The following is a 26,276-nucleotide window of genomic DNA, read 5'->3' as shown; positions in this document are numbered from 1 at the left end:
ACCCAACCTTATCTATCAGCCCCGGCGCGGATCCCAGCGGAAGAACGCCCTGGCCATCAGGGCGGCGACCGCGATCCACACGGCGAGAAGGCCCAGGGAGGGCAGTGCGGCGCTCCAGCGCTCCAGGGCGCCGAGCGGCTCGTGACCGGCGCCGATGTAGTCCAGCCCGAGGTAGGCGGTCCGCATGATCTCCACGATGGGTGTCATCGGCAGGAACTCGATCACCGTACGCAGCGCCTGGGGCAGCATCTCCGGCGGCAGCATCACCGGCGAGCCGCCGACCAGGAGCAGCACGACCGGCAGCGTCGCGATCTGCGCCATCTCCCCCGTGGAGGACAGGCCGGAGACGGCCATGGCGAGCAGGGAGAAGAAGGCGGCGCCGAGAAGCGCGGCGAGCAGCAACAGCGGGACGTCCGCCGGGGCCCCGGTGCCCATCACGGCGGACATGAGCGCGCAGAGGATCAGCACCTGGCCGAGATACACGGCGGTCGCGCCGAGGGCGCTGCCACCGAGGATGGCCGTCCTGGTGGCCGGCCCGCCGAGCAGGCGCTTCAGCACCATCTCCTCGCGACGGGAGGTGTAGAAGCCGGCGAGGTTCATGAACGTCGCGAAGATCAGGATGAAGGCCATCATCCCGGTCATCACGTACTGCGTCGCCGGGATGCCGCCGGTCCCCCCGCCGACGCCGTTGGACGCCAGTGCCCCTGCGATCAGCAGCGGCAGCAGGACGGCGTTCACGAAGGCCGTACGGTTGCGGAAGACGAGGGTGAGGTCGACGCGGGCCAGCCGCACCGCCTGTGCCACGTCGTTCATCGGCTCTCCTTCACCACGGAGTGGAAGACGTCCTCGAGCGAGGCGGTCCGGACGGCGAGCCGTTCGAGCGTGACGCCGCGCTCCGCGGCCCAGGCGAACAGCGGCACCAGCGCCGCATGGGCCCGCGTGGCCTGGTCGCCACCGGCGATGATGTAGGTGACCACGGGCGTTCCGCCCGCCAGGCTGACGCCGGGGGCGTGGCCGCCGATCAGCGGAAGGGTGTCCAGGGGGAGCTCCGGCGGCAGCCGGAAGGAGACGCGGTCGCCGTGTCCGCCTACGACCTCTTCCAGCGTCCCCTCGACCCGGATCTCGCCCTCGTGCATGACGGCGAGCCGGCTCGCGAGGTGCTCGGCCTCCTCCAGGTAGTGCGTGGTGAGCAGGATGGTCGTGCCCTCCGTCACCAGGTCGCGGATCAGGCCCCAGGTCGTACGGCGCGCCTCCGGGTCCATCCCGGTCGTGGGCTCGTCCAGGAACAGCACCTCGGGACGGCCGATGACCGACAGCACGAGGTCGAGCCTGCGCTTCTGGCCGCCGGACAACTGCCGTACCCTGACCCGCGCCTTGCCGGCCAGCCCGGCCAGCTCCAGCGACTCGTCCAGTGATCGAGGGTTCGCGTGGAGGTCACGCCACAGCCCGATGGTCTCGGCCACCGTCAGGTCGGAGAGGAGGCCGTTCTCCTGCAGCATGATCCCGACCCGCGGGCTGAGCGCCCGGCGCCTGCGGTACGGATCCATCCCCAGCACCTCCACGGTGCCGGAGGTCGCGGGGCGATAGCCCTCCAGGACCTCCACCGTCGTGGTCTTCCCGGCGCCGTTGGTGCCGAGCAGGGCGACCAGCTCACCCCTGCGGACGGTCAGCGAGACGCCCCTGACGGCTTCAAACTCGCCGTACCTCTGCCTGAGCTCGGTCGCCGCGATCGCCACGTCCAGACCGACCGCCGTTTCCCGTACGTCCGTCGTCATGGCTCAAGGGTGGGTTCTCCGCCGCTTCCCGCCGTAGTCGCCGATGCCACCAGATCGACATGGACCTCGCGGATCGCCTCGATGACAAATGTCAAAGGATGCCTGGCGGAGCGTCCTCCATCTGATCGTCCACTACCGTCGCAGCCGTGCGAATCCTCATCGTGGGCGGCAGCGGCCTTCTCGGTGGCGAAGTCGTACGGCAGGCCACGACGGATGGGCATGCCGTGGCCGCCACCTACCTGACGCGGCCGGGCACGGCGACAGGAGTCGAATGGCGGCCGCTCGACGTCCGGGACCGTTCGGCCGTGTTCGGCTTGATCGGCGTGATTGAGCCCGACGTCGTCGTCAACGCGGCCTTTCGCCAGCCGGACTGGAAGACGACCGCCGTGGGCGCCGCTCACGTGGCCGTGGCGGCTTCCGGGAAAGGCGGGCGCTTGGTGCACGTGTCCAGCGACGCCGTGTTTTCCGGACAGGCGATCACCTACACGGAAGACAGTGTCCCCGATCCGGTCACCCCGTACGGAGCGGCCAAGGCCGCCGCGGAGGTGGCCGTGCAGGCGATCGATCCCACAGCAGTGATCGTACGAACCTCTCTGATAATCGGTGACGGGGGCTCCGTACACGAAAGCAGGGTGCATGCGCTTGCCGCGGGTGACACGGAAGGAGTCTTGTTCACCGACGATGTGCGCTGCCCAGTGCATGTCAGTGATCTGGCGGCGGCCCTTCTTGATCTCGCGAAATCTGATCGCGTGGGAGTACATCACGCGGCAGGGGCCGACGCGATGAGTCGATACGAGCTCGGGCGCCTGATCGCACGGCGGGACGGACTCGATCCGGATCGGCTCCCATCCGGCCGCCGCGCCGGCACCGGCGTGCCCGGGCCGATCGACGTCCGGTTGGACTGCCGCCACACTCAGCGGTATCTCACGACCAGGCTGCGCGGCGCGCGGGAGTTCCTGAAATAGCCGTACGAACGAACGGTGGGCTGCGCCTACAGAGCGAGAATCACGGGAATCGTTCCTGCTCCGGCCAGGGCGCAGGCTCGTCGCCGGCGACGGAGACGAGCAGCCATTCGACGCCGGGCACGGTGAGGAGGGCATCGACCGTCTTGGCGGCAACGCCTTCCAGGTGTTCGGCGTGCAAAAGAGCCGGCGGATGCCCGCGACTAGCCCACATGCCGGTGAACAGGTCTCTGGCAGGCGAACTGTCCCGGACGTTGTCACGCATCCGGGTGCTGCCCGGTCTGAGCTGGTACTCGGCCGGATCGAGCCGGCCACCGTTCGAAGGAAGCCTGATGAGCACCGATCACGCTCACGCTCACCACCTCGAGAACCCCGACAAGAGCGGGCCGCCGCCGAAGCTCGACGTGGTCGCCACCGTGCCGGGGGCACCGCCCGCGCCGGAGGGGGCCGAGGCGATGACGATCCTGGTCACGTTGCCGCCGAACAGCCCCGGTGCGCCACCCCACCGGCACTCCGGGCCCGCGTTCGGGTACGTGGTCAAGGGGGCCGTCAACTTCGAGCTTGAAGGAGAGCCTGTACGGGTCGTCAGGGCCGGTGAGGCGTTCTGGGAGCCCGGTGGGGACGTGATCCACTACCAGGACGGCAACCATCTCGCGGACGAGGAGTCGGCGTTCGTGGTGACCATGTTCTGCGCGCCCGGGCAGCCGATGCTGACCGTGGTCAGCCCGGAAGAGCTGGAGGCGCGGCGAGACCGTCGCGCGCCGCGGACCCGGTCGAGGCCTTGATGTCCATCGGGGCTGCGCGTGATGGCTGACGTTCGTCGGCGGGGTAGTCGGCCGAGCGGCTCACGTCGGCCCATTTCTCGGTCTCCGCGGCGCGGATCTCGGCGGCTTTTCGGGCGGAGGCGACGGCGTCGCTGCCGAGGAGGAGCCGTCGGGGTGGGTCGTCGTCGCGGACGACATCGGCGATGATCCTGGCGGCGCGAGCCGGGTCGCCGGGCTGGGTGCCGTCGGTGTCACGCCGGTAGCGGTGGATGGCACCCACGGTCTGCTCGTACTCGGGCCCGACGGGGCGGATCTCCATGGAGGAACCTTGCCAGTCGGTGCGGAACGCACCCGGCTCGACGATGATGACCTTGACGCCGAAGGGTGCGACTTCGCTGGCGAGGACTTCGGAGAAGCCTTCGACGGCGAACTTCGCGGTCTGGTAGGCGCCCATTCCGGGGGTGCCGCCGACACGTCCTCCGATGGAGGAGAACTGTACGAAGACTCCTGATCGCTGGGTGCGCAGGACGGGCAGGGCGGCACGTGTGACGTTCACGACGCCGAAAAGGTTGGTCTCGATCTGGGCGCGGAAGTCGTTTTCGGCCATCTCTTCGATCGGCGCGCTGTTGCCGTAGCCGGCGTTGTTGACGACCACGTCGAGGCTGCCGAAGGTGTCGGTGGCTTCCTTGACCGCCCGGTAGGCCGCGGCGGCGTCGGTGACGTCGAGTGCGACCGCTCGTATCCGGCCGCCGTGGCGGGCCACCAGGTCGTCGAGTTGCTCGGGGCTGCGTGCGGTGGCGATGACCTGGTCGCCTGCTTCGAGGACGGCCTCGGTGAGGCGACGTCCGAGGCCGCGTGACGCGCCGGTGATGAGCCATGTCCTGGCCATGGGTGTCTCCTCCGCGGTCGATCAAAGTGTCTCAACAATGTAGCACTTATGGGAGTAATGTTCGCGTTGATGAGACATGAACCTCTTCATGCGCTACAGAGACACAGGCGGCACCGGTGGCCTCGGGGTCGGTGAAGAGGACCTGCGGCACAGCTGCGGACGGTTCCCCTTCGGGTACGGCCGATCAGGAACGCGGCATCGGTCCGGCACTCTAAGTGCCTCATAGATGTAACACTTAGGCAGGTGAGAGCAGACGCGACACGTAACCTGGAACGGGTCCTGAGCACGGGCGCCCGCATGCTCGCCGACGACCCGTCGGCGACCATCGCCGCCATCGCTGCCGCGGCAGGAGTGGACCGCCGTACCGTCTACCGCCGCTTCGCCTCCCGTGAGGACCTCATGGCCGCCGTCTACGGGGCACGCTACGACGCGGTCGAGAAGGCCATCGAGGCCGCCAGGCTACGCGAGGCCCCGGTCGCGGTCGCACTGCATCTCTACGCCGAGGGCATCATCGCCGCCAACCGCAAATGGCCCGTGGAAACGAGCCGCATGCTCCGCGACGTGACGATTCGCGAGCGTCGCCGCCGCCTGATCGACGAGGTCGACGCCTTCCTGCGCCGCGCCGCCGACGAGGGTCTGCTGCGCTCCGGCCTGCCGCCCGGCTGGGTGGCCGCGGTCCTGCCGCCGCTGCTGGAACAGGCCGCCGAGGAACTGTCCGAGTTGAGCGCCGCGCAGGCCGCCGACGTCGTGGTCGACACGCTGCTGCGAGGCGTCGGCACCCCGCAGGCGCGCTGACCCTGCGCGGTGGTGCTGATTGCGATGGCGCCCACCCCCCGCATATCCCCGGCATCCCCCGCGTACCAGTATCGGAGTGGTGGAAACGCCTTCATCGCGGACCACGGGCCGGAATGATGGAAAGGCTCCGCAGATGAGGATGTACGTTCCGTCAAGCCGGGAGAACGCGCGTGACCGAGGGCCGGATGCTTCTGGCGGAGTACTTCCTGACCGAGAGCCAGGCGGTCATCATGATCGCCAATCCGGACGACCCGGAGCCCGAGCTGGTGGCGGTGCCGCACACGCTGCGCGACGTACGGGCGCATGTGGCCCAGTTGACAGGGACGCTGGAGTCGGCGCCCCGGCGGCCGGAGGCACTGGGCCGGGTGACCGAGCTGCTGTCGGATCCGCTCCTCACCGATCTGGTCGAACCGGTCGCCAACCGGCTGGGGCCGGGTGACCGGGTGTGGCTGATTCCGCATGACGCGCTGCACCGGGTTCCGCTGCACGCCGTCGGCTCTGAGCTGGCAGGGCATTCCGTCGCCTACGCGCCGAGCGCGTCGGTGTTGCGGTACTGCCGGGGCAACAGGGGTGGCCGCCGGCAGCGGGCCCTCGTCGTCGCCGACTCGCCGGGAGGGGCCGAGCTGATGTTGGGGCCTGCCCAGGCGGAACTGCTCACCGGCCTGTTCAAGACCGAGACCCTTGCCGGCGAGGGCGCGGTCAGTGGCGAGCTGGTTCGTAGGGTCGGTGGGGCCGACATCCTGCATGTGTGCGCGCACGGTGTGTTCGACGCGGCGGCTCCGATGCGTTCGGGCGTCATACTCGCCGACGGCCTGTTCACCGCCGAGCGGTTTCTCAAGCTCAAACTGTCCAGGACGCTGGTTGTGCTGGCAGCGTGCCGGACCGGCGTCGCCGCGGCCCGGCCTGGCGACGAACTGCTCGGCCTGGTTCGCTCGGTGCTGCACGCGGGCGCGCCCGCCGTGCTGGTCAGCCTGTGGATCGTCGACGAGCTGGCGACCACGATGCTCTTCCGGCATTTCTACGAGCGGCTGGTCGCGGGCGAGCGCGCTGTCGACGCGCTCCGTGCTGCCCAGGAACGGCTGCGTGTGACGACCGCGGGTGACGTGCTGGCCTATCTCGAATCGGTCGCGCCGCTGCTGCCGGCTCCGGCCGCGGCCCGGCTCCTGATCGCCGAGGCCCGGATCCGGCTGATGGCCGCCGACTTCGGCAGGGCGGTCGCGGCCTGCGACGCGGCTCTCGAAACGGTCGGTGAGTCCGCTGTACGGAGAAGTGCTCAGACGATCAGGCAGCGGGCGTTGCTGCACGCGGGCTCGGAGCCACCGAATCCGGGCCGCGCCGTCTACGCGCATCCGTACTATTGGGCGGCTTTCGTGCTCATCGGCGACTGGTACTAGGAAGGAGCGGCATGCGGACGGCGGCTGAGCTCATGGCCACCGGCTACACGACCACGGTGGAGGAGGCGCCCGATCATGCCGACGGCACGATCGTCGTGCTCGACGACACGGGACGGCCCCGTTGGGTGGTGGGCCCGGACGGACGCGGGCTCGCGGTGGAGATCGGTCCGGACGCGCCGGTCAGCGGGCTCTCGGCGCTGCCCGGCGTACTCGAACTCATCAACAACGGTCTGCCGGCCGTGCTCGTCGTCGAGGACGGCCGCCTGATCGGGCTGCTGGACGCCGCGCTGATCAGGACGGAACTGCGCAGGGCCCTGGAGGAGGACGGGGACGCCATCGGCACCGTCCTGGACGGCGACTGGGAGCTGTACGGCGCGCCCGAGGCGCGGATAGGGCTGGTCAGGGTCAGGTGCCAGGTCTGCGGAACCGTGGCGGAAGTGGACGAGTATCCGATAGCCGAGATTCCGTGCCCCGGCGGCCAGGGGCATCGGCTCGTCGACTCCGGGACGGAATGACGGGTGAGCGGGCTGTTCGACGGCGCCGTCGCCTTCCTCGACCGGCGGCAGCTCACCTCGGTCTGGATGCCGCTGACGGCGTTCCTCGCGGCGCTGGTCACGGTGGCCGCGTCGGGGACGGGCTGGGGGAAGGCGCTGACCTGGTGGAACGGCCTCGCCGGGGAGACCCGGATCCTGCTCGTGCTGGGAGCGGTGCTGGCCACCGTGCTCGCCGGGCAACTTCTCGCGGTCGCCCGCCCGGGCCTGGTCCGCTGGTATGAGGGCCACTGGCCGGACCCGCGCCTGCTCCGTCCGCTGCGGAGGGCGCTGCTGGCCCGGCATCTGGCCGCGCAGAGTGTGCGGTGCGCGGCCGACGCCGACCTCTTCCTCGGCTATCCGCGTACGGCACGGCGGACCCTGCCGACGCGGCTCGGCAACGTGCTGCGCGCCGCCGAGGAACACGGCGACCGGTACGGGATGGACGCGACGACCGTCTGGCCCCGGCTCTACACCGTCCTGCCGGACCCGTTCCTCGCGTCGTTCGCCCAGGCCGCCGCGGCCATGGAGACGGCGGTGATGATCAGCTTCCTGGGTGGGGCGTTCGCCGTCGTGGGCGGGACACTCGCCGTGCTGGTCCTGCCGGGCGCCGGGGCCGTGTGCTGCGTCTGGGGCGGGGCTCTCGTCGCGATCCTCGGCTACCGCGGGGCGGTCCGGGCCGCCCGCCCGTACGCGCAGCTGATCCGCTCGGCGTTCGACGTGCACCGGTTCCTGCTGCTTGAGGCGATGCGGCTGCGCCTCCCGGAAAGCCCCGCCCAGGAACGCTCTCAATGGGAGCAACTCGGCAAGCTCTGGTATCGGGGCGCTCCCGACTACGACCGGATCCCGGCCCTCGGCTACCCGGCGTCCGTCGCGCCTTCCCTCGAACCGGCCAGGCCCAGGCTGGTGACCTCGGGTGACCTGCTGCCCGTCAAGGCCGTTCCCGTCGCGTCCGCCCCGGTGCGTACGGGACGGGCGTTTCCGGTTCGGTCGTCGCTCGCGGGCGTGGTCGTGCTCGCCGGAGTGGGCGCGGCCGTCACGGCACCGGCGCTGGGACCTGACGGGGAGGTCCGCGCGACGCGCGACCTGCCGGCGTTCCACGTCCTGGTGCCGTCCGACGTGGAAGGCGAGGGGGCGGACCGGCTCAGCGGGCGCTACACCCTGAGGCCGGTGGCGAAGGGCGCGCCGCCGGCCGACCTCGGCCCCCCGCTCGGCGTGGCCCTGACGGGAAGGGTCGCGATGACCGTGCCGGTCGACGCCGTACGGGTGCAGCGTGGCCAGGCGGTGAGTCTTCGTACGGCGAAGGGGGTGTTCGGCGGCCTGCTCGTGCTGGACGTCCCGGACAGGGACAGGCTCGTCGTCGCGGTGCCCGCCGCCGGTCTCGACGCGTTGTCACGCGGCCTCGACGCGGGGCCGGTCCGCCTGGTCCTGCCGGTCGGCTGACAGCGCGGGGAGGCCGTCGCGGACCCTCTCGTCCAGCAGGTCCCAGCAGGGCTCCGGGGCGTCGGAGGGGATGCGCGCCCGCTCCCGCCGGGCGTCCTCGGCACGTCCCAGGCAGTCCAGCACGTCGGCCGTACCGGCTCGGCAGGCGGCCTCCTCGGCGCGGAGGCCGAGCGAGCGGAACCGGACGGCGGCCTCACGCCACTCGCGCAACGCGTCGTTCCAGGTCAGGTCGAAGGTCAGCACAAGGGCCTTCGTGAGGACCAGTTCGGCCTCGATCTCCGACCGGGCGCGGGTCAGCGGTTCCCGCAGGTCCACCGGGACGCGCGGGGTGACCTCCTCGTCCACCAGCCAGAGCGCCTGCGTGGCCAGCGCGATCCAGCGCAGGCCGTCCAACGGCTCCTTGAGCTCGGGATCCTTGTTCACGATCGTGCTCTGACCCGTGACGAACCCGCCGCGCGAGGCGTGTACGGCCATGCCCAGGTATCGCCGGACCAGCCCGAAGTCGGCGGTGCCGGGCTCGCGCAGGAACCCGTCGTACAGCCACGGGCCGAGCACATTCATCCGGTTCTCCGGCTTCAGCTGGATCATGAAAGCCGCGTAACGGTCGGTCAGCCTCGCGGCCATCGGGCGGTCGGCGAGGGCCGCGGCGCACGTCTCGGCGAGCAACAGCGGCGCCAGCGCGGCCACCGCGCCGGGCGTGGGGTGGAACACCGCGACCGTCCAGAACGGGAACAGCCAGTGCGCGGTCATCACCCGCAGCCGCCCCGGCCAGACGAACCTGATCGCGAACACGACCGCGCAGATCAACGCGCCGCCGAGCCAGCCGGTGAGGAACCCGGCTTCCGACCACCGCGCGGCGAACCAGCCGCCCACCGGTCCCGCCGCCACCAGCATCGCCACCGCGTTGCCGGACGCCATGACGAACCGGTGGACACGGATGCTCACGCGGTGCTCGTGCCGTACCGCCCTGTCGAGCAGGATCATCTGCACGGCGAGCGCCGACGCGCACGCCGGCAGCGCCCAGCCCCACCAGGTCTGAACGGTGGACGCCACCATCGGCGCCACGGTCGTGAGCATCATGGCAATGGACCAGAACCGGTCGATCGGCAGGGGCGGCCGGATGAACGGGCCGAACCGCGAGATCTGGGCGAGCCGCCTCTCCGGAGACCGCCACCGCTCCGGCAGGAAGTGCGCCAGGCGTGTCCCGTACCCCGCCAGGATGGGCAGGGCGGCCGAGACCAGCGGCTCGTGCCCAAGCCTCAGGAGCACGACCGCGACGGCCGCGCCGCACGCCGCCTCCGGCCAGCCCGCCAGCCCCATGGCCAGACCGAAGACGGCCAGGGTGGGGCCGGGCAGGTCGAGTACCGCGAGCACGGCCCCGGCGAGGGCGTGCAGCAGGGACAGGAGGGCCCACCGCGCGTCAAGGCCGCCGGGGACCTCGGCGATCTCCTCGAAGACCGCCCGCCAGCCTCCGCGTCTACGCATCCGGATGCGCCGCTCCACCCGGAAGCAGGTGAATCCGAGCACGGCGATTCCGAGGCTCAATTGGCCCGGCGACAACAGCACCCTCACAGTTTGGCCGAGTAGGCAAACAGCCACAGCATATTGACCAATTTTCCTTCATTTCGCCCGGCATTCCTCAATGATGTCCCGCATGGGTCTCTTACGCCTGCCGCTCGTGATCTACCCCTGGTTCGCCTGGCTTGCCGTACTCCTGGGGTTCCTTGCGGCTGAAAGCGGCTCGGCCGTCCCCACCGTGATCCTGATAGGCCCGGCGCTGCTGATCGGGTTGATGATCCGGCTCGACGTCTGGTCGGCGCATGTGCTGAGTCCGCGGGAACGGGCCCGCAAACTGCTGAGCGACGGCACGGGCATCGTCTACGCCCTCGTCTTCGTGTGGTACGTCTACGCGGCCGGTTTCCTGCCGTTGGTCGTCGACTTCTGGCACCGGCACTCAATGCTCGGCAGGTATGAGATTCCATTGGCGCTGTTCCTGGCCGGGCACGGCTACCTGCCCGCCGTCGCCGCCGCCACCCGAATCCCGATACTGGGGCCGATCTATGCTGTCTTCGAATGGTTCGTCGTACGCAAAGGGTGGGCGGCGTTTCTCGTCGGGATCGTCTCCGCGGACCGCGGGATCGCGGAGTTCGCCGCCTGGCTGGTGTTCTTCGAATTCCTCGCTCAGCTCCATCACCTGTTCGTCAGCAAGCACCCGCCACTCTGGCGCTTCCGCAGGATCGAGGCGCACCACTATTTCGGCGGCACGCCCGCCTACCGGCGCAGGGTGGCGGATCTGTGGATCGAGGAGGATGTGCGCGGGAAGACGTGTCCCGGTCTCGGCCTCGTGCACACGCTCATCGACGAGGCCATGGTCGCGGCCCAGGACAAGGATCCGCATCCCGAGATGGCCCGCTTCCTGAAAGCCGAGAAGCGGCCGGGGCAGGCGGCCAAGGCCTGGTTGGATGCGGCGTCGGAGCTGCTGGCGCAGGCGAGGCGCGCGCTCCCCGACCCCACGCCCGCCCAGCGGCGTGAGCTGGACCTCGCCGAGGCCCACCTCATCAGGTTCCGCGCCCACCTCGAAGGAAGCCTCGGTCAGCGGGAACGGGCGCTGGCGAGCCATCGCAGGGTCCGTGAGCTGTGGACCAAGCACGAACTGCACAACCTCAGCGCCAACAACCTGTGCGTGGAGCTCATCGGCGCCCGCGCCGAGGGAACCCGGCCGGTGGTGGCGGAACACGCCCTGGCCGAGCTGCGCCGGCATCTCGACCGGCCGGGGCTGGTGCCGTACGTGCGCTGCTCACTGCTCCTGCTGGCCGCCGAGTACGCCACCCTGACCGGCGACTTCGAGAGCGCCGGGTCGATGCGGACCCTCCGGCACCAGTACGTCATCGGCCGGACGGACTTCCGCGTTCTCAACCGTGAGCAGCGTGCCGCCGGCATGCCCGCCTTCCCCGCCCGCCAGTACCGCATGACCCTCGCCAGCCTGGAGATGCTGGACGCCCGTACCCGAGGGCACAGCCCCACGGTGGACGAGGGCACCCGCCCGCCGAGGATCATCCTGGCCAACCTGCCCGGTGGACGTGCGGGTGCCCAAGCCGAGGCGGGGATGCGGCTGTGGTTGGTCGGCCGGGCCACCGAGGCCGCCGCCCTGTTGAGCGAGGCCGCCGACCTGCTGCGACGTGACGGCTTCAACGCGGAGGCGTTCACCGTGCTCTTCGAACTCGGCACCGCCCAGCGCGTCACCGACCCCGCCGCCGCCTACGCGACCCTCACCCGGGCCCTTCACCTCCAGCAGCGCCTGCGCGCGGGCCTGGCCGACGCCGGCCTCCGCCTCGCCACCGGCGGCACCACCGAACAGCTCGCCCGAACGCTGACCGACCTCCTGCTCCGCACCCTTCCCGCCCCCGCCCCAGCGGCACTCACCATCTTCGACCTGGCCGAGCTCTCCCGCTCCCGCGTCCTCCTCGACCAACTGGGCACCCGCCCGACCCGGCCCATCACGTACCCGGCACTCCGCGCCCTCCTCGCTGAGGCCGGTTAGTGAAAGAGGCCAGTGGTGTACGACCAGACCCATACGGAATGTCGAAGGACTCATATGCTCCCGATCGTGCGTTGAATCGCGGTAACGGTAGTGGTCACACTGCTGGCAGCCGGCTGCACAATTGAGCCGGAGCAACCAAAACCACCTTCTGCGGTCGCGTTCACGCCGGAGATGGCGGAGTCAGTCCTTGCGGAAGTCGTCGCCGGGGTCGGCAAGAACGGCGTCGCCGATTTCTGCGCCAAGTTCGCTCGCAGCATCGCGACATGTGAGGCTCTTCTGAAGATAGCCCTGGGGCAGTGCCTCCTGCCCGGAGACAAGCCCATCGTGAAGAACGCGGTGCATCTACCCGCCACCGGCACGTATGAAGAGACGTGGCAGCTGGTGGTCCAGGGGAGAACACTCGATGGTCAGAAGTACGTTTCGGATTTCCCGATCGTCCTGTCGGCAGGCGCGCCGAAGGCTGTAATAGGGGTCTACTGGACGGGTCAGGGGTACGGCAGGAACATGGACGCCCCCCGAAGTACACGGTCCCCCCGCAGAACGCCTGCCCCCGGTAATGTCGGAGCAGGTCGCGTGGGTCTTGCCCATCTCCATCTGATTCGGACGGCAAGCGAGTCCGCGCTGTCAGCTTGGAGATGCCATGGATCACGGCCGTTAGAGGCGCTGACCTGAGCGTCGGGACGGTCACGAGAGACCGTGGTCGTTCCCTCGTTCCCTCGTTCCCTCGTTCCCCTGTCTCTCAGGGCTGGTCGTCCTTGTGTCGGCGACCGTCACCGCGGACGCCTTACATACCCAGCGCGACCACGCCGAAGTCCTCGTCGGTCGAGATCGGCCACCGCAGCAAAGACCGCGATCACGGCCGCGAGGAACGCCGCACCGTCAAGGTGGTCAGCGTCGCCGCCGGACTGCTGTTCCCCTACGCCGTGCAGGCCCTGAGATCAAACGCCAGGTCCGCGGTATCAGCGCGGGCGCGAAATGGCGGTGCCGTAACCGTCTATGCGATCACCAGCCTTCCGTCCCACCAAGCCCGTCCCGCCGACCTGGCCGCCTGGATCCGCGGCCACTGGACCATCGACAACAAGATCCATTACGTCCGTGATGTCGCCTACGGCGAGGACCACTCCCAGACCCGCACTACGCACCCCGGGCCATGGCCACCCTGCGCTATCTGGCCATCAGCGCTCTACGACTGGCCGGCGAAACCAACATCGCCCAGGCCCTCCGCCGACTCGGCCGAGACGCCACCCGGCACCTCGCGTTCCTTGGCATCACATGATCAGACGGGGCCGATCGACGTCCGGTTGGACTGCCGCCACACTCAGCGGCATCTCACGACCAGGCTGCGCGGCGCGTGGGAGTTCCTGAAACAGCCTCAGCGATCAAGCCGGTACGCGGCCTACCTGGAGAGCGGGATCGCGCGTCGGGAGATCCCGTCCCCGCAGTGTCACGCACGCTCAGGCGCAAGTCGGTATCGATAGCGATAGTATCTCTATCGATACCATCGCTTGAGGGTGTGCCATGCGCCGTTTCATCGGGCGGGACCGGGAGCTGAACGTGCTCCGTAACGCCTTTCAGGCAGTTCGCGATGCCGCCGGGTCGGCCAGGCCAGGTCAATGCATCCTCATCCGGGGGAGGCGGCGGGTCGGCAAGTCGAGCCTCGTCGAGGAGTTCCTCCGGCGCACAGAGACGCCGAATCTCTTCTTCACCGCGGCGGGTGGCACGGCGGAAAACGAACTGGCGGAGTTGCTCGACGCCGTCGCGAGATCCACGCTGCCGGAACGAGAAGTGTTCGCAGAGGAGACCCCGGGGCAGTGGAATGCGGCATTCAGGCTGCTTGCAGAGATCCTGCCCACTGACAAACCGAGCGTGGTCGTCATCGATGAGGTCCCGTACCTCATGGACCGCGTCGACGCCTTCGAGGGCATGCTCCAGCGCGCATGGGACCGCTCGTTGAGCCGCAAGCCGGTACTTCTCCTCCTGGTCGGATCCGACCTGTCGATGATGGAGGCGCTGAACAGCTACGACCGCCCCTTCCACCAACGGGGCCGGGAAATGATCGTGGGGCCGCTGAACCCCGCTGACATCGGCGAGATGCTCGGCCTTCCGCCGGCTGCCGCCTTCGACGCCGCCCTGATCACGGGAGGTCTCCCGCTGATCTGCGCGGAGTGGCAGGCTGGAGCGGATGTCTGGGAATTCCTCCGCGCCTCGCTGGACAACCCCATCTCGGCGCTGCTGGTCTCCGCCGAGCGCTCGCTGGCCGCGGAGTTTCCACCGCAGGCGATGAGCAGGGAAGTCCTCCGGGCCATTGGAGCCGGGGAACGCACCTTTACCAACATCGCGCGCGCCGCCGGCGGCATCGCCCACACCACTCTCACTCGAGCTACGGATGTCCTGACCGAGAAACGGGTGGTGGCGGCCGAGCTGCCGTTCTCGCTGAGGCCGTCGAAGGAACGCCGCTACCGAGTGGCCGATCCTTACCTGCGGTTCTGGCTCGCGTTTCTGGATCCGCACATGGCGGAGATCGAGCGGATGCGCGGAGATCTCACGCTGAGCCGGATCAAGGAGCAGTGGACGAGCTGGCGCGGCCGCGCGATAGAGCCTCTCGTCCGGGAATCCCTCGCCCGACTCCTGCCGGACGGGCTCCTGCCCGCCACCCCGGCGATCGGCGGGTACTGGACCCGTAGCAATGACGTCGAAATCGACTTGGTGGGTGTCGACAGGCAACCGGTGGCCAAGCAGTTGCTCTTCCTCGGCTCGATCAAGTGGCTGGAGAATTCCGCGTTCGACAACCACGACCTGGCCGCGCTGCAGAAGCACCGGGCGGCGATCACCGACGAGCCGGTACCGCTCGTTGCGGTCTCCCGGAACGGGACCAGCTGTTCTGGGCTCCAGGCGGCATACGGCCCCGAGGAACTGCTCAGCGCATGGCGTAGGGCGTGAGCCGACATCACCGAACTGCTCGCCGGGGCCGGACTGATCGTCACCGCCCGGCTCCTTAGGAGCCCGGCGAGGGGGAGAAACGGCAGCATGTCCACCTGCTGGCTCGCAGACCTCAAACCTTGTCGGACTCGCATGCCAGAATCTCCGCGATCTGTCCCTGAAGAGAACAGGATCCCCATGAGCGGCTACGACTGGCTCGATGACGATGCGTTCTGCGCGACCTTAGTCCGCGGCCTCACTCCACACGAGGCGCTGGCCCGCCTTGGCATTGATGTATTCGATGGTGATGACGAGGAAGGCGAGATCGATGAGGGCCTCATCTCTGCTCGATCGGCCGAGGGCGGGGCGATTCTGAGCGAGTGGAACGGCTTCGCCGGCACCCTGGACGAGGTGCTGCGACCCTTGTCGAATGGGACGGTCACGGCGAGTGTCTTCGTCAATGTGAACATGGTCGCGTCCTTCGTCCATTACGTCGACGGCCGCAGGGTCCTGTCCTTCGATCCGCTGTTTCCCGGCAACGAGGATGGCATTTCGGAGGACTACCTGGCCGACCGCGTCGAGCTCGGGCTCGTTGGCGACAATTCGGAGGGCGGGCTCGCCGCTGCCCTGCTGTTGGCCGAGCGCATCACCAAGGTGCGGCCGAACGCTTCAAGTGACCTCGTGGCCGCCCACGGCGTTTTCGAGTACTGAGCCACTTCCGCTCTGTTACGCCCATAGCTCCGGCTGTGGGTTCCTCCTCGGCCTTGCGATGCGTCCCCCTGGATCCCCGCTCGCGACCGGCAGAATCTGTCAGACACCCCCTGGGAGGCCGTTATGAGAGAACATGGCACTCGACGCATGGCGGCCTCCCGCGCGGCCCTCCGTCTCGCGGGGCCGGCCCTGATCCTTCTCTGCTCGTGCACACCCCGCGACAGCGAATTCATCCAGGTGGTGAACGGAACGGGCGAGGTGATCACGGTGTCCCTGCAAGGACACCCGCGCCCATTCGCCACGCTGACTCCGAACGCGGTCACGAGCTTCGACCCGCTGGACGAGCAGTGCGATCGGCCGCGTCCGGACGACGCGATGGTCGCACGTACGGAAAGCGGCACGACCTACGCGTACGGCCCTCCCCTGTGCCGGGATAAGACCTGGAACGTCGGCCGCTGACCACCGACCGGCCACGGCGTCGGATCAGGTTGTCCTCGACGGCCAGGCCGAACTCGCCCTTGCCGTACATCGCGAGGGCCCGATCGACGTCATTGGCCAGTGGACGCGTCCCACGTGGGCGTCCCGCCAGGCCCGCTCGATCGGGTCGCCCCGGCTGAGGGAGGTACTCCCGGCCGTCTTGGCAGGATGTCGATCGCCTTCAGCGCCCGCTCGGTGGCGCGCACCTGGTCTCTGCGCACCCACAGGCGCAGCTCGGCCGGGATCCGCCGCGTCATCGACCTGCTCCGCAACGACCTGGTCATCATCGACGAACTAGGCTTCGCCTCGCTCGACGACACCGGCGCCCCACTGGTTTTCCGGTTCGCCGCCGCCTACGAACGCCGCGCGCTGGGCATCGGCTCGCACTGGCCCTTCGACCAGTGGGGCCCGCTTCCTGCCCGAGCACAGCACCGCCGTCAGCGTGGTCGACCGCGACGGCGCCGGGACCTCAACCTGGCCACCAGCGGTGACGCGCACCCGGCCGTTGACACTTCGGCCTGTCCTGCACTAATCAGTCACCCGCCATGCGCTGGTGCCACCATGCGGCGAACTGCCAGGGAAGCAGTCGGTAAGGACGAGGCTCGGGAAGAGTGCGCCTGCGGTATTCCTCGTCAAGGCGGTACACCAGCCGCCCGAGATCACGACGAGCTGCGAGCGGCAGCCGACGCAGTGCGAGTTCCAGGGCGTCACGCGCCACTGCGGGATCACAGCATGGACACTGATACGGCGAGAGATACAGGGTGCGGCCCCGGCGTCGCAGGAAGCTCTTGTATTGATCAAGGGATTCGGCGACGAAGTCCGTCCCCAGTCCTTGGGCCTCCAGCCGCGCGATCGCGGCGCGAGTCCGGCTGGATATACCGGGAATCTGACGAGCCGATCGCTCCCCTCTTGGGGCTGCTGCCTGGTGAGCGCGGATGGCGCTGGGCGGCCTACGCGGCATCGCCCTTTCTGATCGTCATGATTTGCATCCTGGCACACCTCAACTCCATGGGCCACCCTGCACCGTGCTCCACGAGGACTCGGGATCTTCCCGGAAGCTGGCGAAATCCGGCTGCCGACCTGCGGAAATGCAGTCAAGATCGCTTCGGGTATATCCCGCGACTGGCGACAGGCGGCGGCTCTCGGTGGCGTACGACTGCGCATGCGATCACGGCACGATCAAGCAGAAACCCCAGGTCGGAGGCCAACCAGGCTGGATGGGGGAGCGCGCCCTGAGGGATTCGAACCCCCGACCGTCGGATTAGAAGTCCGATGCTCTATCCAGCTGAGCTAAGGGCGCTCGTGCCTAATTCTGCATGATCCGGGGACCAGGTACACACCCGGTTTCCCGGACATGGGTCGAACCGGCCGGTGGCCGGTGGGGATCGGGCGGCGGGACGGTGGCTCGCGGGTGGCTCGTGACGTGCGTGACAAGGTCCCGGACCGGCCCGGCGGGTGGGGTACGCGGGCCGAGCCAGCAGGCGCGTAGACCGCGCCGCAGGCCGATTCCCGATGACGGCACGCGGCGCAGCCGCCCGGAACCGAAATCGTCGGCGACGGCGAGTCCGCTGAGCACGGCCGGCCCTGTCCCCGCGAGTACGGCGGCGCGCACCGTCGTCGTGGTGGACAGCGCCATCACGGGCGGCGCCCAGCGGTACATTGCGGCGACGGCGGAGCGCCGGGCCCGCGAGGCGCACGCCCGGCTCTCGCCCGGCGACCGGATTTGACACAGCGGCGGACGCACCACCCGGGAGCCGCCCCTTGGCGCCCGATTGGGAGAACGCGGAGTTCACCGCGTCGTTCGTGGCGATGACATGGCGTTCACCCGATCGGCCGCTGTCCGCCTCGTGGGTACCGTGAAAAACGCAGCTCTGCGCGAGTGGAGGCGTGATGTCTACTTTCTGGGACCTCAAGCATCGGCTGGCCGACGCGATCAACGCTCACGATCTGCCGGAGATCCTCTCCTTCTACAGCCCGGACGCCGTGTACGTGGGGCCGTCGGGTGTGGCGGAAGGGCTCGATCAGATCGCATGGATATATGAACAGGTTTTCACGGCGTTTCCCGACTTCCATGCGATGGCCTGGTTCGAGCTCGGCGATTGTGAGAACCCGGCCGTCACCGAGTGGACCTACACCGGCACCCACACGGGACCTCTCCTTCTGCCCGACGGCCGGGAGATAGGTGGAACGGGCCGCCGCATCACGGTCCGCGCCACCTGCACGGCCTTCGTCGAGCACGGCAGGATCAGGACGCACCGCGAGTATTTCGACCAGCTGGAGCTCTACAGCCAGCTCGGCTTCGGTCTGACGAGGTTGCGCCCCGCCGCACCCGACCTTTCCAGTGAGAGGAACGGGCTACCGCGAACGGAAGAAATCCGGCGGCTTGCCCCTCACAACGGAAATGTGGTGGTTAAACTGCGTCGGCATGGCCGTACGTGAGATCCCACTCGTCGGAGACGTCTCCGAGGGACTCGTACGGGTGGGGGCGACGGTACGGCGGCCGATGCGCCCCACGTCGCCGTCCGTCCACGCGCTGCTGCGGCATCTGGAGGCCGCCGGTTTCGACCGGGCGCCCCGGTTCCTCGGGATCGACGAGCGGGGCAGGGCGATCCTCACCTACATCGAGGGCATGGTGCCCGCGCGCCCGCTTCCGGCGTACGCGGTGAGCGAGGAGACACTGACCACCCTGGCCCTGCTGCTGCGGCGCCTGCACGACGCGGCGGCGACGTTCGACCCGCCTCACGGCGCGACGTGGGAGGACGGCTCGGCGCCGGAGGGTTCGCCCGAACTCGTGGGCCACTGCGACGTGACCCCGGCCAACGTCGTCTTCCGCGACCGGCCCGGCGCGGGGCCCGTGCCGTACGCGCTGATCGACTTCGACATGGCCAGGCCGACGACGCGGTTGTTCGACGTGGTGACGACGCTGCGGCACTGGGCTCCGCTCGCCGACCCGGTCGACCGGGACCCCGCGCAGCGGTCGCTGGACGCGGCGGCCCGGGTGCGGCTGTTCTGCGACGCGTACGGCCTGCCGGCGCAGGATCGGCTGAGGCTGGTGGAGACGGCGCGGACGCGGTTCGGCCGGTCGTACGCGCTGATGCGGGACCGGGCCCGCACGCGAGGCGGCGGCTGGGCGCGGATGTGGGCCGACGGCGTGGGCGGCCGGATCAGGCGCGCCGCCGCCTGGCTCGACGCCAACGAGGAAGCGCTCCAGGACCATCTCCTCGGTGACGCGCGGGAGCGTTGCGGAAGAATGCGGGCGTGATCGGGACCATGGACGGGGCCACGGCGGCGGGGCTGCTGGCCGGGGCGGCGATCGACGCTCTCCTCGGCGACCCTCGGCGGGGCCACCCGGTGGCGGTGTTCGGCAGCCGGGCCGCCGCCCTCGAAAAGCTCATATATCGGGATTCGCGGTTAGCGGGGGTCGCCTACACGACCATCTGCGTCGGCGCCGTGACGGCCATCGGGGTGGTCGCCGAGCGGGTGACCCGGCCGAGCCCGGTCGCGCGGGCCGCCGTCACCGCCGCCGCCACCTGGGCGGTCCTCGGCGGCACGACCCTCGCCAAGGAGGGCGCGCTGATGGCCCGCTCGCTGGACGAGGGCGACCTGGCCGCCGCCCGCGCCCGCCTTCCGCACCTGTGCGGGCGCGACCCGTCCGGTCTCGACGCCGCCGAGCTGGCGCGGGGCACGGTCGAGTCGATCGCGGAGAACACCTCGGACGCCGTCGTCGCGCCGCTCGTCTGGGGCGCCGTCTTCGGCGTGCCCGGCCTGCTCGCCTACCGCGCGGTCAACACGCTCGACGCGATGGTCGGCCACCGGTCGCCGCGCTACGCGCGGTTCGGCTGGGCCTCGGCCCGGCTCGACGACGTGGCCAACTACGTGCCCGCCAGGCTGACCGCGCTGCTCACCACCGGTCTCGCCGGTCTGGTCGGCGGCTCCCCGCGCCGCGCGGCCACCGTGCTCCGCCGCGACGGGCACCGCCACCCCAGCCCCAACTCCGGGCGCTGCGAGGCCGCCTTCGCCGGAGCCCTCGGCGTACGGCTCGGCGGGGCGAACGACTACGGTGGCCGGGTGGAGCACCGCCCGGAGCTGGGCGATGGTCCCCGCCCGGCGGTCCCCGACATCCCCCGGTCCGTACGGCTGGCGCGCGCCGTGTCGTACGCGTCGGTCGCCCTGGCCGTCGCCGCACGCCTGGCCCGTTCACAGGCCCGTCGAGGGGGCCGGCGATGAGCCTGCTCGTCCTGCTGCTGGTCTTCGCGGTCGTCTTCAGCGTCGCGGTCGCGGTGATCGTGGTCGCCGTGCTGGCCGTACGCGCGTCTCGGCGGCCCGCGCCGCCGCCACCACGCGATCGGAATGATCCGTCCCAGGATTGGTAGGTTCGATCGCATGGGCGGAGAAAGCGGAGACAACCGCATCCTGCTGGTCTTCGACGGCGACTGCGCCTTCTGCCAGACGTGCGTGAACGCCGGGCACCGGGTCCTGCCCTACATGCCCGCCGTACGGGCGTGGCAGGGCCTCGACCTCCGCGCGGCGGGGCTGACCCGCGAGGAGGTCATGACGTCCGTGCAGCTTCTGGGCCCGGGAGGGCTGCGTGCCCACGGCGCGCGGGCCATCGGGGTGATGCTCGCGGTGCAGCCGAACGCCGCCTGGCGCGCGCTCGGCCGCGTGATGCTCGCGCCGCCGGTGAGCTGGGCGGCGGAGGCGGGCTACCGCCTGGTGTCGCGCTACCGCCATCTCCTGCCCGGTTCCACGACGTGCGGTGTGCCGCCCGTGTGATCGGCCCCTTGATCGGCCTCGTTGCCGAAGCCGGGAAGAGACGAGGCCGGTAGGTGTCCGGAAGAAGGCATACCCCGGCACCGGGCCGGAGGTCCACCATTGCGGCATGACAGCAGTGGTGGAGACCGAAGGACTGACGAAGTTCTACGGTACGAGACGGGGCCTGGAGGATCTCACCCTCGACATCCGTCCGGGTGAGGTCTTCGGCTATCTGGGCCCGAACGGCGCCGGCAAGACGACGACGATCCGGTTGCTCCTGGACGTGATCCGGCCGACGTCGGGCCGGGCCACGGTCTTCGGCGCGAGCACCCGGGACCCGCGGGTCCGCGCCCGGATCGGTTACCTGCCCGGCGAGCTGGCCCTGGAGGGCGGCGAACGGGCCCGCGACTACCTCCGGTTCCTCGCCGGCGTACGCGGAGGGGTGAGCCGGAGCAGGATCGACGACCTGGCCGAGCGGCTGGACGCCGACCTGTCGGTCAGGATGGGCCGGCTCTCCAAGGGCAACAAGCAGAAGGTCGGGCTCATCCAGGCGTTCATGCACGAGCCCGAGCTGCTCATCCTGGACGAGCCGACGAGCGGCCTCGACCCGCTGGTGCAGCAGGAGTTCCTGGCGATGGTCCGGGAGGCGCGGACGGCGGGCCGCACGATCCTCATGTCGTCGCACGTGCTCGCCGAGGTGGAGCACGTCGCCGACCGGGTGGGCATCGTCCGCGCCGGGCGCCTCGTCGCGGTCGAGGACATCGCCGCGCTGCGCGAGCGGGCCGTACGGCACGTGGAGCTCCACTTCGACGCGCCGGTCCCCAGGGAGGACTTCGAGGGGCTCCCCGGCGTACGGGACGTGTCCGTGCAGGGCGCGAGCCTGCGCTGCACAATCGACGGCAGGCCCGACGCGCTGGTCAAGGCGGCGGCCCGCCACACGGTGGTCCACCTGGTCAGCGCGGAGCCGGACCTGGAGGAGATCTTCCTGACCTACTACAGCGAGGAGGAGGCCCGGCATGCCCACGCTGGTGCGTAAGACCCTGGGGGAGTATCGCCGCGCCCTCATCGGGTGGACGGTCGGGCTGTGCGCGTTCCTCGGGATGTACATCTCGATCTTCGCGAGCATGATGAAGGACCCCGACACCTTCAGCAAACAGGCGATCGCCAAGTATCCCGGCGCGCTCAGGGACCTGATGGGCGGCATGTCCGACATCGCGACCGGCACCGGCTACCTGCACGCGGTCGCCTACCAGTTGCTGGGCCCGCTGCTCTTCACCATGTGCGCCGTGATCCTCGGCAACCGGGCCCTCGCCGGTCCCGAGGAGGCCAAGACGCTGGAGCTCACGCTGACGCTGCCGATCGACCGGCGGCGGCTGCTCCTGGAGCGCTGGACGGCGCTGGCGCTCGGCCTGCTCGGCGTGGCGCTGGTGACTCTGGTGGTCGCCGCCGTGGCCTCGTCCGCCGCCGGCATGGGCGTGCCGTTCGGCCGCATACTCGCCGCCCACACGGGACTGTTCCTGCTCGTGCTGTTCTTCGGGACGCTGACCCTGTGCGTCGGCGCGGCGTTCGGCCGCCGGCAGATCGCGCTCGCCGTGGCCGGGGTCTGGGGCGTCGCCGGATACATCGTGGAGACCATGGGTCGTAGCGTCGACGCCATCGGCTGGCTGCGCTGGCTCACACCCGTCCACTACTACCTCGACGGACGCCCCCTCTACCAGGGCTGGCCGTACGGTGACTACCTTGTCCTGCTGGGTGCGACGGCCGTCCTGCTCATGACGGCGCTGCTCGCCTTCGAACGGCGCGACGTAGGGGTCTGATGGACAGCGTTCTCGCTCGCGTGAGCGAGGCGACCGGGGTGCCCGCCGACCTGCTCGGCGGGTTCCTGTCGGTCCTGGCGGCGTCGGCCGCCACCGGCAGGCTGCCCGGCCGCGCCGACATGGACGGCCTGCGTGAGTGCGGCGCCCTCGCCGCCGAGCGCGGCATCCCCCTGCGCGTGCTCGCGGACGCCTGCCTGCACGCCGCCGAGATGACCGCCGGTGGGGCCTTCGGAGCCGTACGGCGGGGCATCGCCGCCTACATCGACGGATACGAGGAGGCCCAGCGCGCCGCCGTACGGCGGGAGGAGGAGGCACGCCGCCTGTTCGTCGACGACCTGCTGCAGGGCAGGGCCGACGCGGAACGCGCCGAGCACTTCGGCCTGCGCCTGGCCGGCGCGTACGCCGTCAGCGTGGCCAAACCGGGCACGCCGCTGGAGGCGGGCGACCCGCTGGCCGGGAAGATCGAGCAGTCGCTCGTGGCCAGGTTCGGCTCGCACAACATCCTCGTCGCCGCCCGCGACGGCCTGCTCGTGTGCGCCTTCCCGGCCGGACTGACCGCGGCGAGCGGGGAGTTCACCCACCACGTGCGGGCGGCGCTCACCACGTGGCGGGTGGGGATCGGCCGTCCGCACCAGGGGCCGGGCGGGATCGTCACCTCCTACCGTGAGGCGGCGGGCGCGATCGACCTCGGCGAGCGGCTCGGCCTGCGGGCCCAGGTGCTGAAGGCGGCCGACCTGCTGGTCTTCCCGGTGCTGCTGCGGGACAGGGACGCGATCGTCGACCTGGTCTCCACCGTGCTCGGCCCGCTGACCTCCGCCCGGGGCGGGCCGGAGCCGCTGCTGGAGACGCTGGAGGCCGTCTTCGCCGCGCAGGGCAACCACACCGCCGCGGCGCGCAGGCTCGGCGTCAGCACGCGGGCGATCACCTACCGCCTGGAGCGCATCCGGAGGCTGACCGGCTTCTCGCCCAGCGACCCGACACAGCGGTTCACCCTGGAGACGGCCGTGCTCGGCGCCCGCCTCCTGGAGTGGCCCGCCCACCCGCTGACCTGATACGCGGAGGCCGCCACTTTCAACGTATAGGGCATGGGGGGACTTGCGGCAAGACCCCGGTGACGGCGCAGAATCGGGGGCCGTGAGCCGGGCCGGGCCAGGCCGGACTCCGTTCGGAGCCGCGGACGCGCTCACCTTCACCGTGCGGCCGCCCGGCCGTCACCCATGCCCTTACAGAGCCTTCACAGAGGAGTGCCATGCGCGTGCTTCTGTCCACCATCGGAACCCGTGGGGACGTCCAGCCGATGGTGGCGCTGGCCCTGGCGTTGCGGGACCTCGGGCAGGAAGCGCGCCTGTGCGTGCCGCCCGACTTCCGCGAGTGGATCGAGGGGCTCGGATTTCCCGTCGTGCCGATCGGTCCCGAGTTGCGGCAGACCGCGTCGGCCGCGCCGCCGGCCGGCCCCCGGGTCCAGGCTCCGCCCACACCCGAGCAACGCCGGCGGATGCTCGACGGCACGGTCGCCGTCCAGTTCGCCACGATCCCGGCGGCGGCCGAGGGCTGCGACGTCATCGTGGCGGGCGGAGCCCTGTCGATCGCCGCCCACTCGGTGGCGGAGCGGACGGGCATCGGCTACGTCTACGTGAGCTACTGCCCGGTGACCCTGCCGTCCCCGCATCACGAGCCGGTGCCCGTCTGGGGGCAGGCGCCGGCGGACGGAACGGCAGGCAACGTCGCGCTCTGGGACGAGGACGCGCGGCGCTGGAACGACGTCGCCGGCGCCGCGCTCAACTCCCACCGGGCCTCGATCGGCCTTGCTCCGGTCGACGACACACGACGGCACATCTTCACCGACCGGCCCTGGCTGGCGGCCGACCCGGCGCTCGGGCCGTGGCCCGGGCCCGCCGACCTTGAAGTGGTGCAGACGGGCGCCTGGGTCCTGCCGGACCGGCGCCCGCTGCCTCCGGAGCTGGAGAAGTTCCTCGACGACGGCGAACCGCCCGTCTGCGTCGGCTTCGGCAGCGTCCGGGCTCCCCAGGGCGTCGCCCGGGCGACCGTGGACGCGGCCCGCGCGCTCGGACGCCGCGTCATCGTGCTGAGCGGCTGGGCCGGCCTGTCCCCGGAGGACGACGGCCCCGACTGCCTGCCGGTCGGCGAGGTCAACCAGCGGGCGCTCTTTCCCCGGGTCGCGGCCGTCGTCCACCACGGCGGCGCGGGCACCACGACCACCGCCGCGCTGGCCGGGACGCCACAGGTCGTCGTGCCGCAGCTTTACGACCAGCACTACTGGGCGCGGCGCGTCGGCGAACTCGGCATCGGGACCGCCCATCCGCCCACCGCGCCGACCGCCGAATCGCTGACGGCGGCTCTCGACAAGGTCCTCCGGCCCGAGGTGCGGGACCGGGCCGGGGCCGTCGCGGGCGAGGTGCGCGACGACGGCGCCGTGGCCGCCGCGCGGCGCCTGATCGGCACGGCGCCGTAGTCCCAATGAGGAAGTACTCCGGGGGTCAGGGGACCAGCAGAAGCTTGCCGGTCGTACGGCGGCCTTCGAGGTCGTCGTGCGCCCGGCGGGCCTCGGCCAGCGGGTAGCGCTCGGAGACGCGCACCTTCAGCGCGCCGGAGGCGACCCAGCCGAGCACGTCGTCCGCCCGGGACAGCAACTCCTCCCGGGTGGCCGTGTAGTGCCCGAGCGTGGGCCGGGTGAGGAACAGCGAACCGCCCGCGTTGAGCCGCTGGGGGTCGAAGGGCGGCACCGGCCCGCTGGCCGCGCCGTACAGCGCCATCATGCCGCGCGGGCGCAGCGACGCGAGCGACCCCTCGAAGGTGGCGGCCCCGACCCCGTCGTAGACGACGTGCACACCCGAGCCGGTGATCTCCTTGACAGCCTCCGGGAAGCCCTCGTAGCCGATCACCTCGTCGGCGCCGGCCTGCCGGGCGAGCTTCTCCTTCTCGGGGCTGGAGACCGTGCCGATCACGCGGGCGCCGCGCAGCTTGGCCATCTGCACCAGCAGCAGGCCCATGCCGCCCGCCGCGGCGTGGACGAGCACGTCGTCACCCGTGCGGACCGCGTACGTGGAGTGGGTCAGGTAGTGGGCGGTGAGCCCCTGGAGCAGCACCGCCGCCGCGAGATCGGGGGAGAGGCCGTCGGGCAGCCGGACCACCCTGTCCGCCGGGATCAGCGCCTTGGTCGCGTACGCGCCGATCGCACTGGCCGAGGCGACGCGGTCGCCGGGCACGACGTCGGTGACGTCCGGGCCCACGGCCGTGACCGTCCCGGCCGCCTCCGAGCCGGGGACCAGCGGGAGCGGCAGCGGATAGCGTCCCTCACGGTGGTAGACGTCGATGAAGTTGACCCCGGTCGCCGCCACCTCGATCAGCACCTGGCCCGGGCCGGGCACCGGGTCGGGCCGCTCGGCGTACTCCAGCACCGAGGAATCACCGTACGCGGAGACGACGATGGCACGCATGCGCAACTCCTGTCTGAGGCATCTTCTGATCTTCCCCAACCCGCCGGGC

At 70.4% G+C, this 26,276-nt stretch carries 29 protein-coding genes and 1 tRNA gene; 21 read left to right on the top strand and 9 right to left on the bottom strand.

Features of this window, described 5'->3' with window-relative positions; genetic code table 11:
* Window positions 1–15: 15 nt before the first annotated feature.
* Together F5972_RS20405 and F5972_RS20400 are read right to left on the bottom strand one after the other, a co-directional pair.
* A complete protein-coding gene (locus tag F5972_RS20405) occupies window positions 16–813 on the bottom strand; it encodes an ABC transporter permease (protein WP_150935193.1) in 798 nt (265 codons plus the stop codon).
* Window positions 810–1,775: an ABC transporter ATP-binding protein gene (locus tag F5972_RS20400; protein WP_150935192.1), complete on the bottom strand. Its 966-nt coding sequence runs from the start codon at window positions 1,773–1,775 to the stop codon at window positions 810–812. The genes F5972_RS20405 and F5972_RS20400 overlap by 4 nt, the downstream gene beginning before the upstream one ends.
* 146 nt (window positions 1,776–1,921) lie before the next feature.
* Between F5972_RS20400 and F5972_RS20395 the strand changes: the two genes are divergently transcribed.
* A complete protein-coding gene (locus F5972_RS20395) occupies window positions 1,922–2,740 on the top strand; it encodes a sugar nucleotide-binding protein (protein ID WP_150935191.1) in 819 nt (272 codons plus the stop codon).
* 40 nt (window positions 2,741–2,780) lie between these two features.
* Here the strand turns inward: F5972_RS20395 and F5972_RS20390 are convergent, their stop codons facing one another.
* Complete coding sequence (locus F5972_RS20390) at window positions 2,781–3,077, bottom strand: hypothetical protein (protein ID WP_150935190.1); 297 nt, start codon at window positions 3,075–3,077, stop codon at window positions 2,781–2,783.
* On the opposite strand from F5972_RS20390, the gene F5972_RS20385 reads away from it, so the two are divergent.
* On the top strand, window positions 3,070–3,522 hold the full coding sequence (locus F5972_RS20385; protein ID WP_150935189.1) for a cupin domain-containing protein: 453 nt from the start codon (window positions 3,070–3,072) through the stop codon (window positions 3,520–3,522). The genes F5972_RS20390 and F5972_RS20385 overlap by 8 nt on opposite strands.
* Here F5972_RS20385 and F5972_RS20380 read toward each other — a convergent pair.
* On the bottom strand, window positions 3,458–4,390 hold the full coding sequence (locus tag F5972_RS20380; protein WP_150935188.1) for an oxidoreductase: 933 nt from the start codon (window positions 4,388–4,390) through the stop codon (window positions 3,458–3,460). The genes F5972_RS20385 and F5972_RS20380 overlap by 65 nt on opposite strands.
* A gap of 243 nt (window positions 4,391–4,633) precedes the next feature.
* Here F5972_RS20380 and F5972_RS20375 point away from each other — a divergent pair, with 243 nt between their 5' ends.
* From F5972_RS20375 to F5972_RS20360, 4 genes are all read left to right on the top strand, one after another.
* Window positions 4,634–5,185, top strand: a complete 552-nt coding sequence (locus F5972_RS20375; RefSeq protein WP_150935187.1) for a TetR/AcrR family transcriptional regulator — start codon at window positions 4,634–4,636, stop codon at window positions 5,183–5,185.
* A gap of 170 nt (window positions 5,186–5,355) precedes the next feature.
* Complete coding sequence (locus F5972_RS20370) at window positions 5,356–6,579, top strand: CHAT domain-containing protein (RefSeq protein ID WP_150935186.1); 1,224 nt, start codon at window positions 5,356–5,358, stop codon at window positions 6,577–6,579.
* 11 nt (window positions 6,580–6,590) lie between these two features.
* Entirely contained in the window at window positions 6,591–7,094 is a 504-nt protein-coding gene (locus tag F5972_RS20365; protein ID WP_150935185.1) for a hypothetical protein, read from the top strand.
* Window positions 7,095–7,097: 3 nt separating this feature from the next.
* Window positions 7,098–8,552, top strand: a complete 1,455-nt coding sequence (locus tag F5972_RS20360; protein WP_150935184.1) for a hypothetical protein — start codon at window positions 7,098–7,100, stop codon at window positions 8,550–8,552.
* Here F5972_RS20360 and F5972_RS20355 read toward each other — a convergent pair.
* Window positions 8,502–10,037 (bottom strand): hypothetical protein, encoded by a 1,536-nt coding sequence (locus F5972_RS20355; RefSeq protein ID WP_150935183.1) that lies wholly within the window; start codon window positions 10,035–10,037, stop codon window positions 8,502–8,504. The genes F5972_RS20360 and F5972_RS20355 overlap by 51 nt on opposite strands.
* 169 nt (window positions 10,038–10,206) lie before the next feature.
* Between F5972_RS20355 and F5972_RS20350 the strand changes: the two genes are divergently transcribed.
* From F5972_RS20350 to F5972_RS38240, 5 genes are all read left to right on the top strand, one after another.
* Window positions 10,207–12,093: a hypothetical protein gene (locus tag F5972_RS20350; RefSeq protein ID WP_150935182.1), complete on the top strand. Its 1,887-nt coding sequence runs from the start codon at window positions 10,207–10,209 to the stop codon at window positions 12,091–12,093.
* Between the two features lie 90 nt (window positions 12,094–12,183).
* On the top strand, window positions 12,184–12,765 hold the full coding sequence (locus tag F5972_RS20345; protein WP_150935181.1) for a hypothetical protein: 582 nt from the start codon (window positions 12,184–12,186) through the stop codon (window positions 12,763–12,765).
* Window positions 12,766–13,611: 846 nt separating this feature from the next.
* Entirely contained in the window at window positions 13,612–15,033 is a 1,422-nt protein-coding gene (locus tag F5972_RS20340) for an ATP-binding protein (RefSeq protein ID WP_150935180.1), read from the top strand.
* A gap of 177 nt (window positions 15,034–15,210) precedes the next feature.
* A complete protein-coding gene (locus F5972_RS20335) occupies window positions 15,211–15,723 on the top strand; it encodes a DUF6461 domain-containing protein (RefSeq protein ID WP_150935179.1) in 513 nt (170 codons plus the stop codon).
* 267 nt (window positions 15,724–15,990) lie between these two features.
* Window positions 15,991–16,182: a hypothetical protein gene (locus F5972_RS38240; RefSeq protein WP_225311682.1), complete on the top strand. Its 192-nt coding sequence runs from the start codon at window positions 15,991–15,993 to the stop codon at window positions 16,180–16,182.
* A 24-nt stretch (window positions 16,183–16,206) separates the two neighbouring features.
* Here F5972_RS38240 and F5972_RS39425 read toward each other — a convergent pair whose 3' ends face one another.
* The gene (locus F5972_RS39425) at window positions 16,207–16,425 is read right to left on the bottom strand and encodes a hypothetical protein (protein WP_225311681.1); all 219 of its coding nucleotides are present in this window, start codon (window positions 16,423–16,425) and stop codon (window positions 16,207–16,209) included.
* Here F5972_RS39425 and F5972_RS39420 point away from each other — a divergent pair.
* Window positions 16,369–17,436, top strand: coding sequence for an ATP-binding protein (locus F5972_RS39420; RefSeq protein ID WP_404803066.1), 1,068 nt, complete (start codon window positions 16,369–16,371; stop codon window positions 17,434–17,436). The genes F5972_RS39425 and F5972_RS39420 overlap by 57 nt on opposite strands.
* Here F5972_RS39420 and F5972_RS20315 read toward each other — a convergent pair.
* Both F5972_RS20315 and F5972_RS39415 read right to left on the bottom strand, forming a co-directional pair.
* Window positions 17,427–17,500, bottom strand: a tRNA-Arg gene (locus tag F5972_RS20315). The two genes, F5972_RS39420 and F5972_RS20315, sit on opposite strands and share 10 nt — an antisense overlap.
* Window positions 17,501–17,506: 6 nt before the next feature.
* Window positions 17,507–17,836: a LysR substrate-binding domain-containing protein gene (locus tag F5972_RS39415; RefSeq protein WP_404803069.1), complete on the bottom strand. Its 330-nt coding sequence runs from the start codon at window positions 17,834–17,836 to the stop codon at window positions 17,507–17,509.
* Between the two features lie 254 nt (window positions 17,837–18,090).
* Here F5972_RS39415 and F5972_RS20305 point away from each other — a divergent pair, with 254 nt between their 5' ends.
* The 9 genes from F5972_RS20305 to F5972_RS20270 all read left to right on the top strand — a co-directional run bounded on the left by F5972_RS20305 (window position 18,091) and on the right by F5972_RS20270 (window position 25,242).
* On the top strand, window positions 18,091–18,639 hold the full coding sequence (locus F5972_RS20305) for an ester cyclase (protein ID WP_150935177.1): 549 nt from the start codon (window positions 18,091–18,093) through the stop codon (window positions 18,637–18,639).
* Window positions 18,626–19,462 carry a phosphotransferase gene (locus tag F5972_RS20300; RefSeq protein ID WP_150935176.1) on the top strand — a complete coding sequence of 279 codons (837 nt, stop codon included), beginning with the start codon at window positions 18,626–18,628 and terminating at the stop codon, window positions 19,460–19,462. The genes F5972_RS20305 and F5972_RS20300 overlap by 14 nt, the downstream gene beginning before the upstream one ends.
* An 8-nt stretch (window positions 19,463–19,470) precedes the next feature.
* Window positions 19,471–20,427, top strand: a complete 957-nt coding sequence (locus F5972_RS20295) for a cobalamin biosynthesis protein (protein ID WP_150935542.1) — start codon at window positions 19,471–19,473, stop codon at window positions 20,425–20,427.
* The gene (locus F5972_RS37370) at window positions 20,424–20,573 is read left to right on the top strand and encodes a hypothetical protein (protein ID WP_191910232.1); all 150 of its coding nucleotides are present in this window, start codon (window positions 20,424–20,426) and stop codon (window positions 20,571–20,573) included. The genes F5972_RS20295 and F5972_RS37370 overlap by 4 nt, the downstream gene beginning before the upstream one ends.
* A gap of 10 nt (window positions 20,574–20,583) precedes the next feature.
* Window positions 20,584–20,973, top strand: coding sequence for a thiol-disulfide oxidoreductase DCC family protein (locus F5972_RS20290; protein ID WP_191910231.1), 390 nt, complete (start codon window positions 20,584–20,586; stop codon window positions 20,971–20,973).
* 106 nt (window positions 20,974–21,079) lie between these two features.
* Window positions 21,080–21,988, top strand: coding sequence for an ABC transporter ATP-binding protein (locus tag F5972_RS20285; protein ID WP_150935174.1), 909 nt, complete (start codon window positions 21,080–21,082; stop codon window positions 21,986–21,988).
* Window positions 21,969–22,769 carry an ABC transporter permease subunit gene (locus F5972_RS20280; RefSeq protein WP_150935173.1) on the top strand — a complete coding sequence of 267 codons (801 nt, stop codon included), beginning with the start codon at window positions 21,969–21,971 and terminating at the stop codon, window positions 22,767–22,769. The genes F5972_RS20285 and F5972_RS20280 overlap by 20 nt, the downstream gene beginning before the upstream one ends.
* Before the next feature lie 20 nt (window positions 22,770–22,789).
* Complete coding sequence (locus tag F5972_RS20275; protein ID WP_204284708.1) at window positions 22,790–23,821, top strand: PucR family transcriptional regulator; 1,032 nt, start codon at window positions 22,790–22,792, stop codon at window positions 23,819–23,821.
* Window positions 23,822–24,018: 197 nt separating this feature from the next.
* Complete coding sequence (locus F5972_RS20270; protein WP_150935171.1) at window positions 24,019–25,242, top strand: glycosyltransferase; 1,224 nt, start codon at window positions 24,019–24,021, stop codon at window positions 25,240–25,242.
* A gap of 25 nt (window positions 25,243–25,267) precedes the next feature.
* Here F5972_RS20270 and F5972_RS20265 read toward each other — a convergent pair whose 3' ends face one another.
* On the bottom strand, window positions 25,268–26,227 hold the full coding sequence (locus F5972_RS20265; protein ID WP_150935170.1) for a quinone oxidoreductase family protein: 960 nt from the start codon (window positions 26,225–26,227) through the stop codon (window positions 25,268–25,270).
* Window positions 26,228–26,276: the final 49 nt, after the last annotated feature.

This window comes from Microbispora cellulosiformans (assembly GCF_008728085.1).
Lineage (GTDB): Bacteria > Actinomycetota > Actinomycetes > Streptosporangiales > Streptosporangiaceae > Microbispora > Microbispora amethystogenes.
Note: the sequence above shows the minus strand (reverse complement) of the source record. Positions and strands in the feature narration are given on the sequence as shown.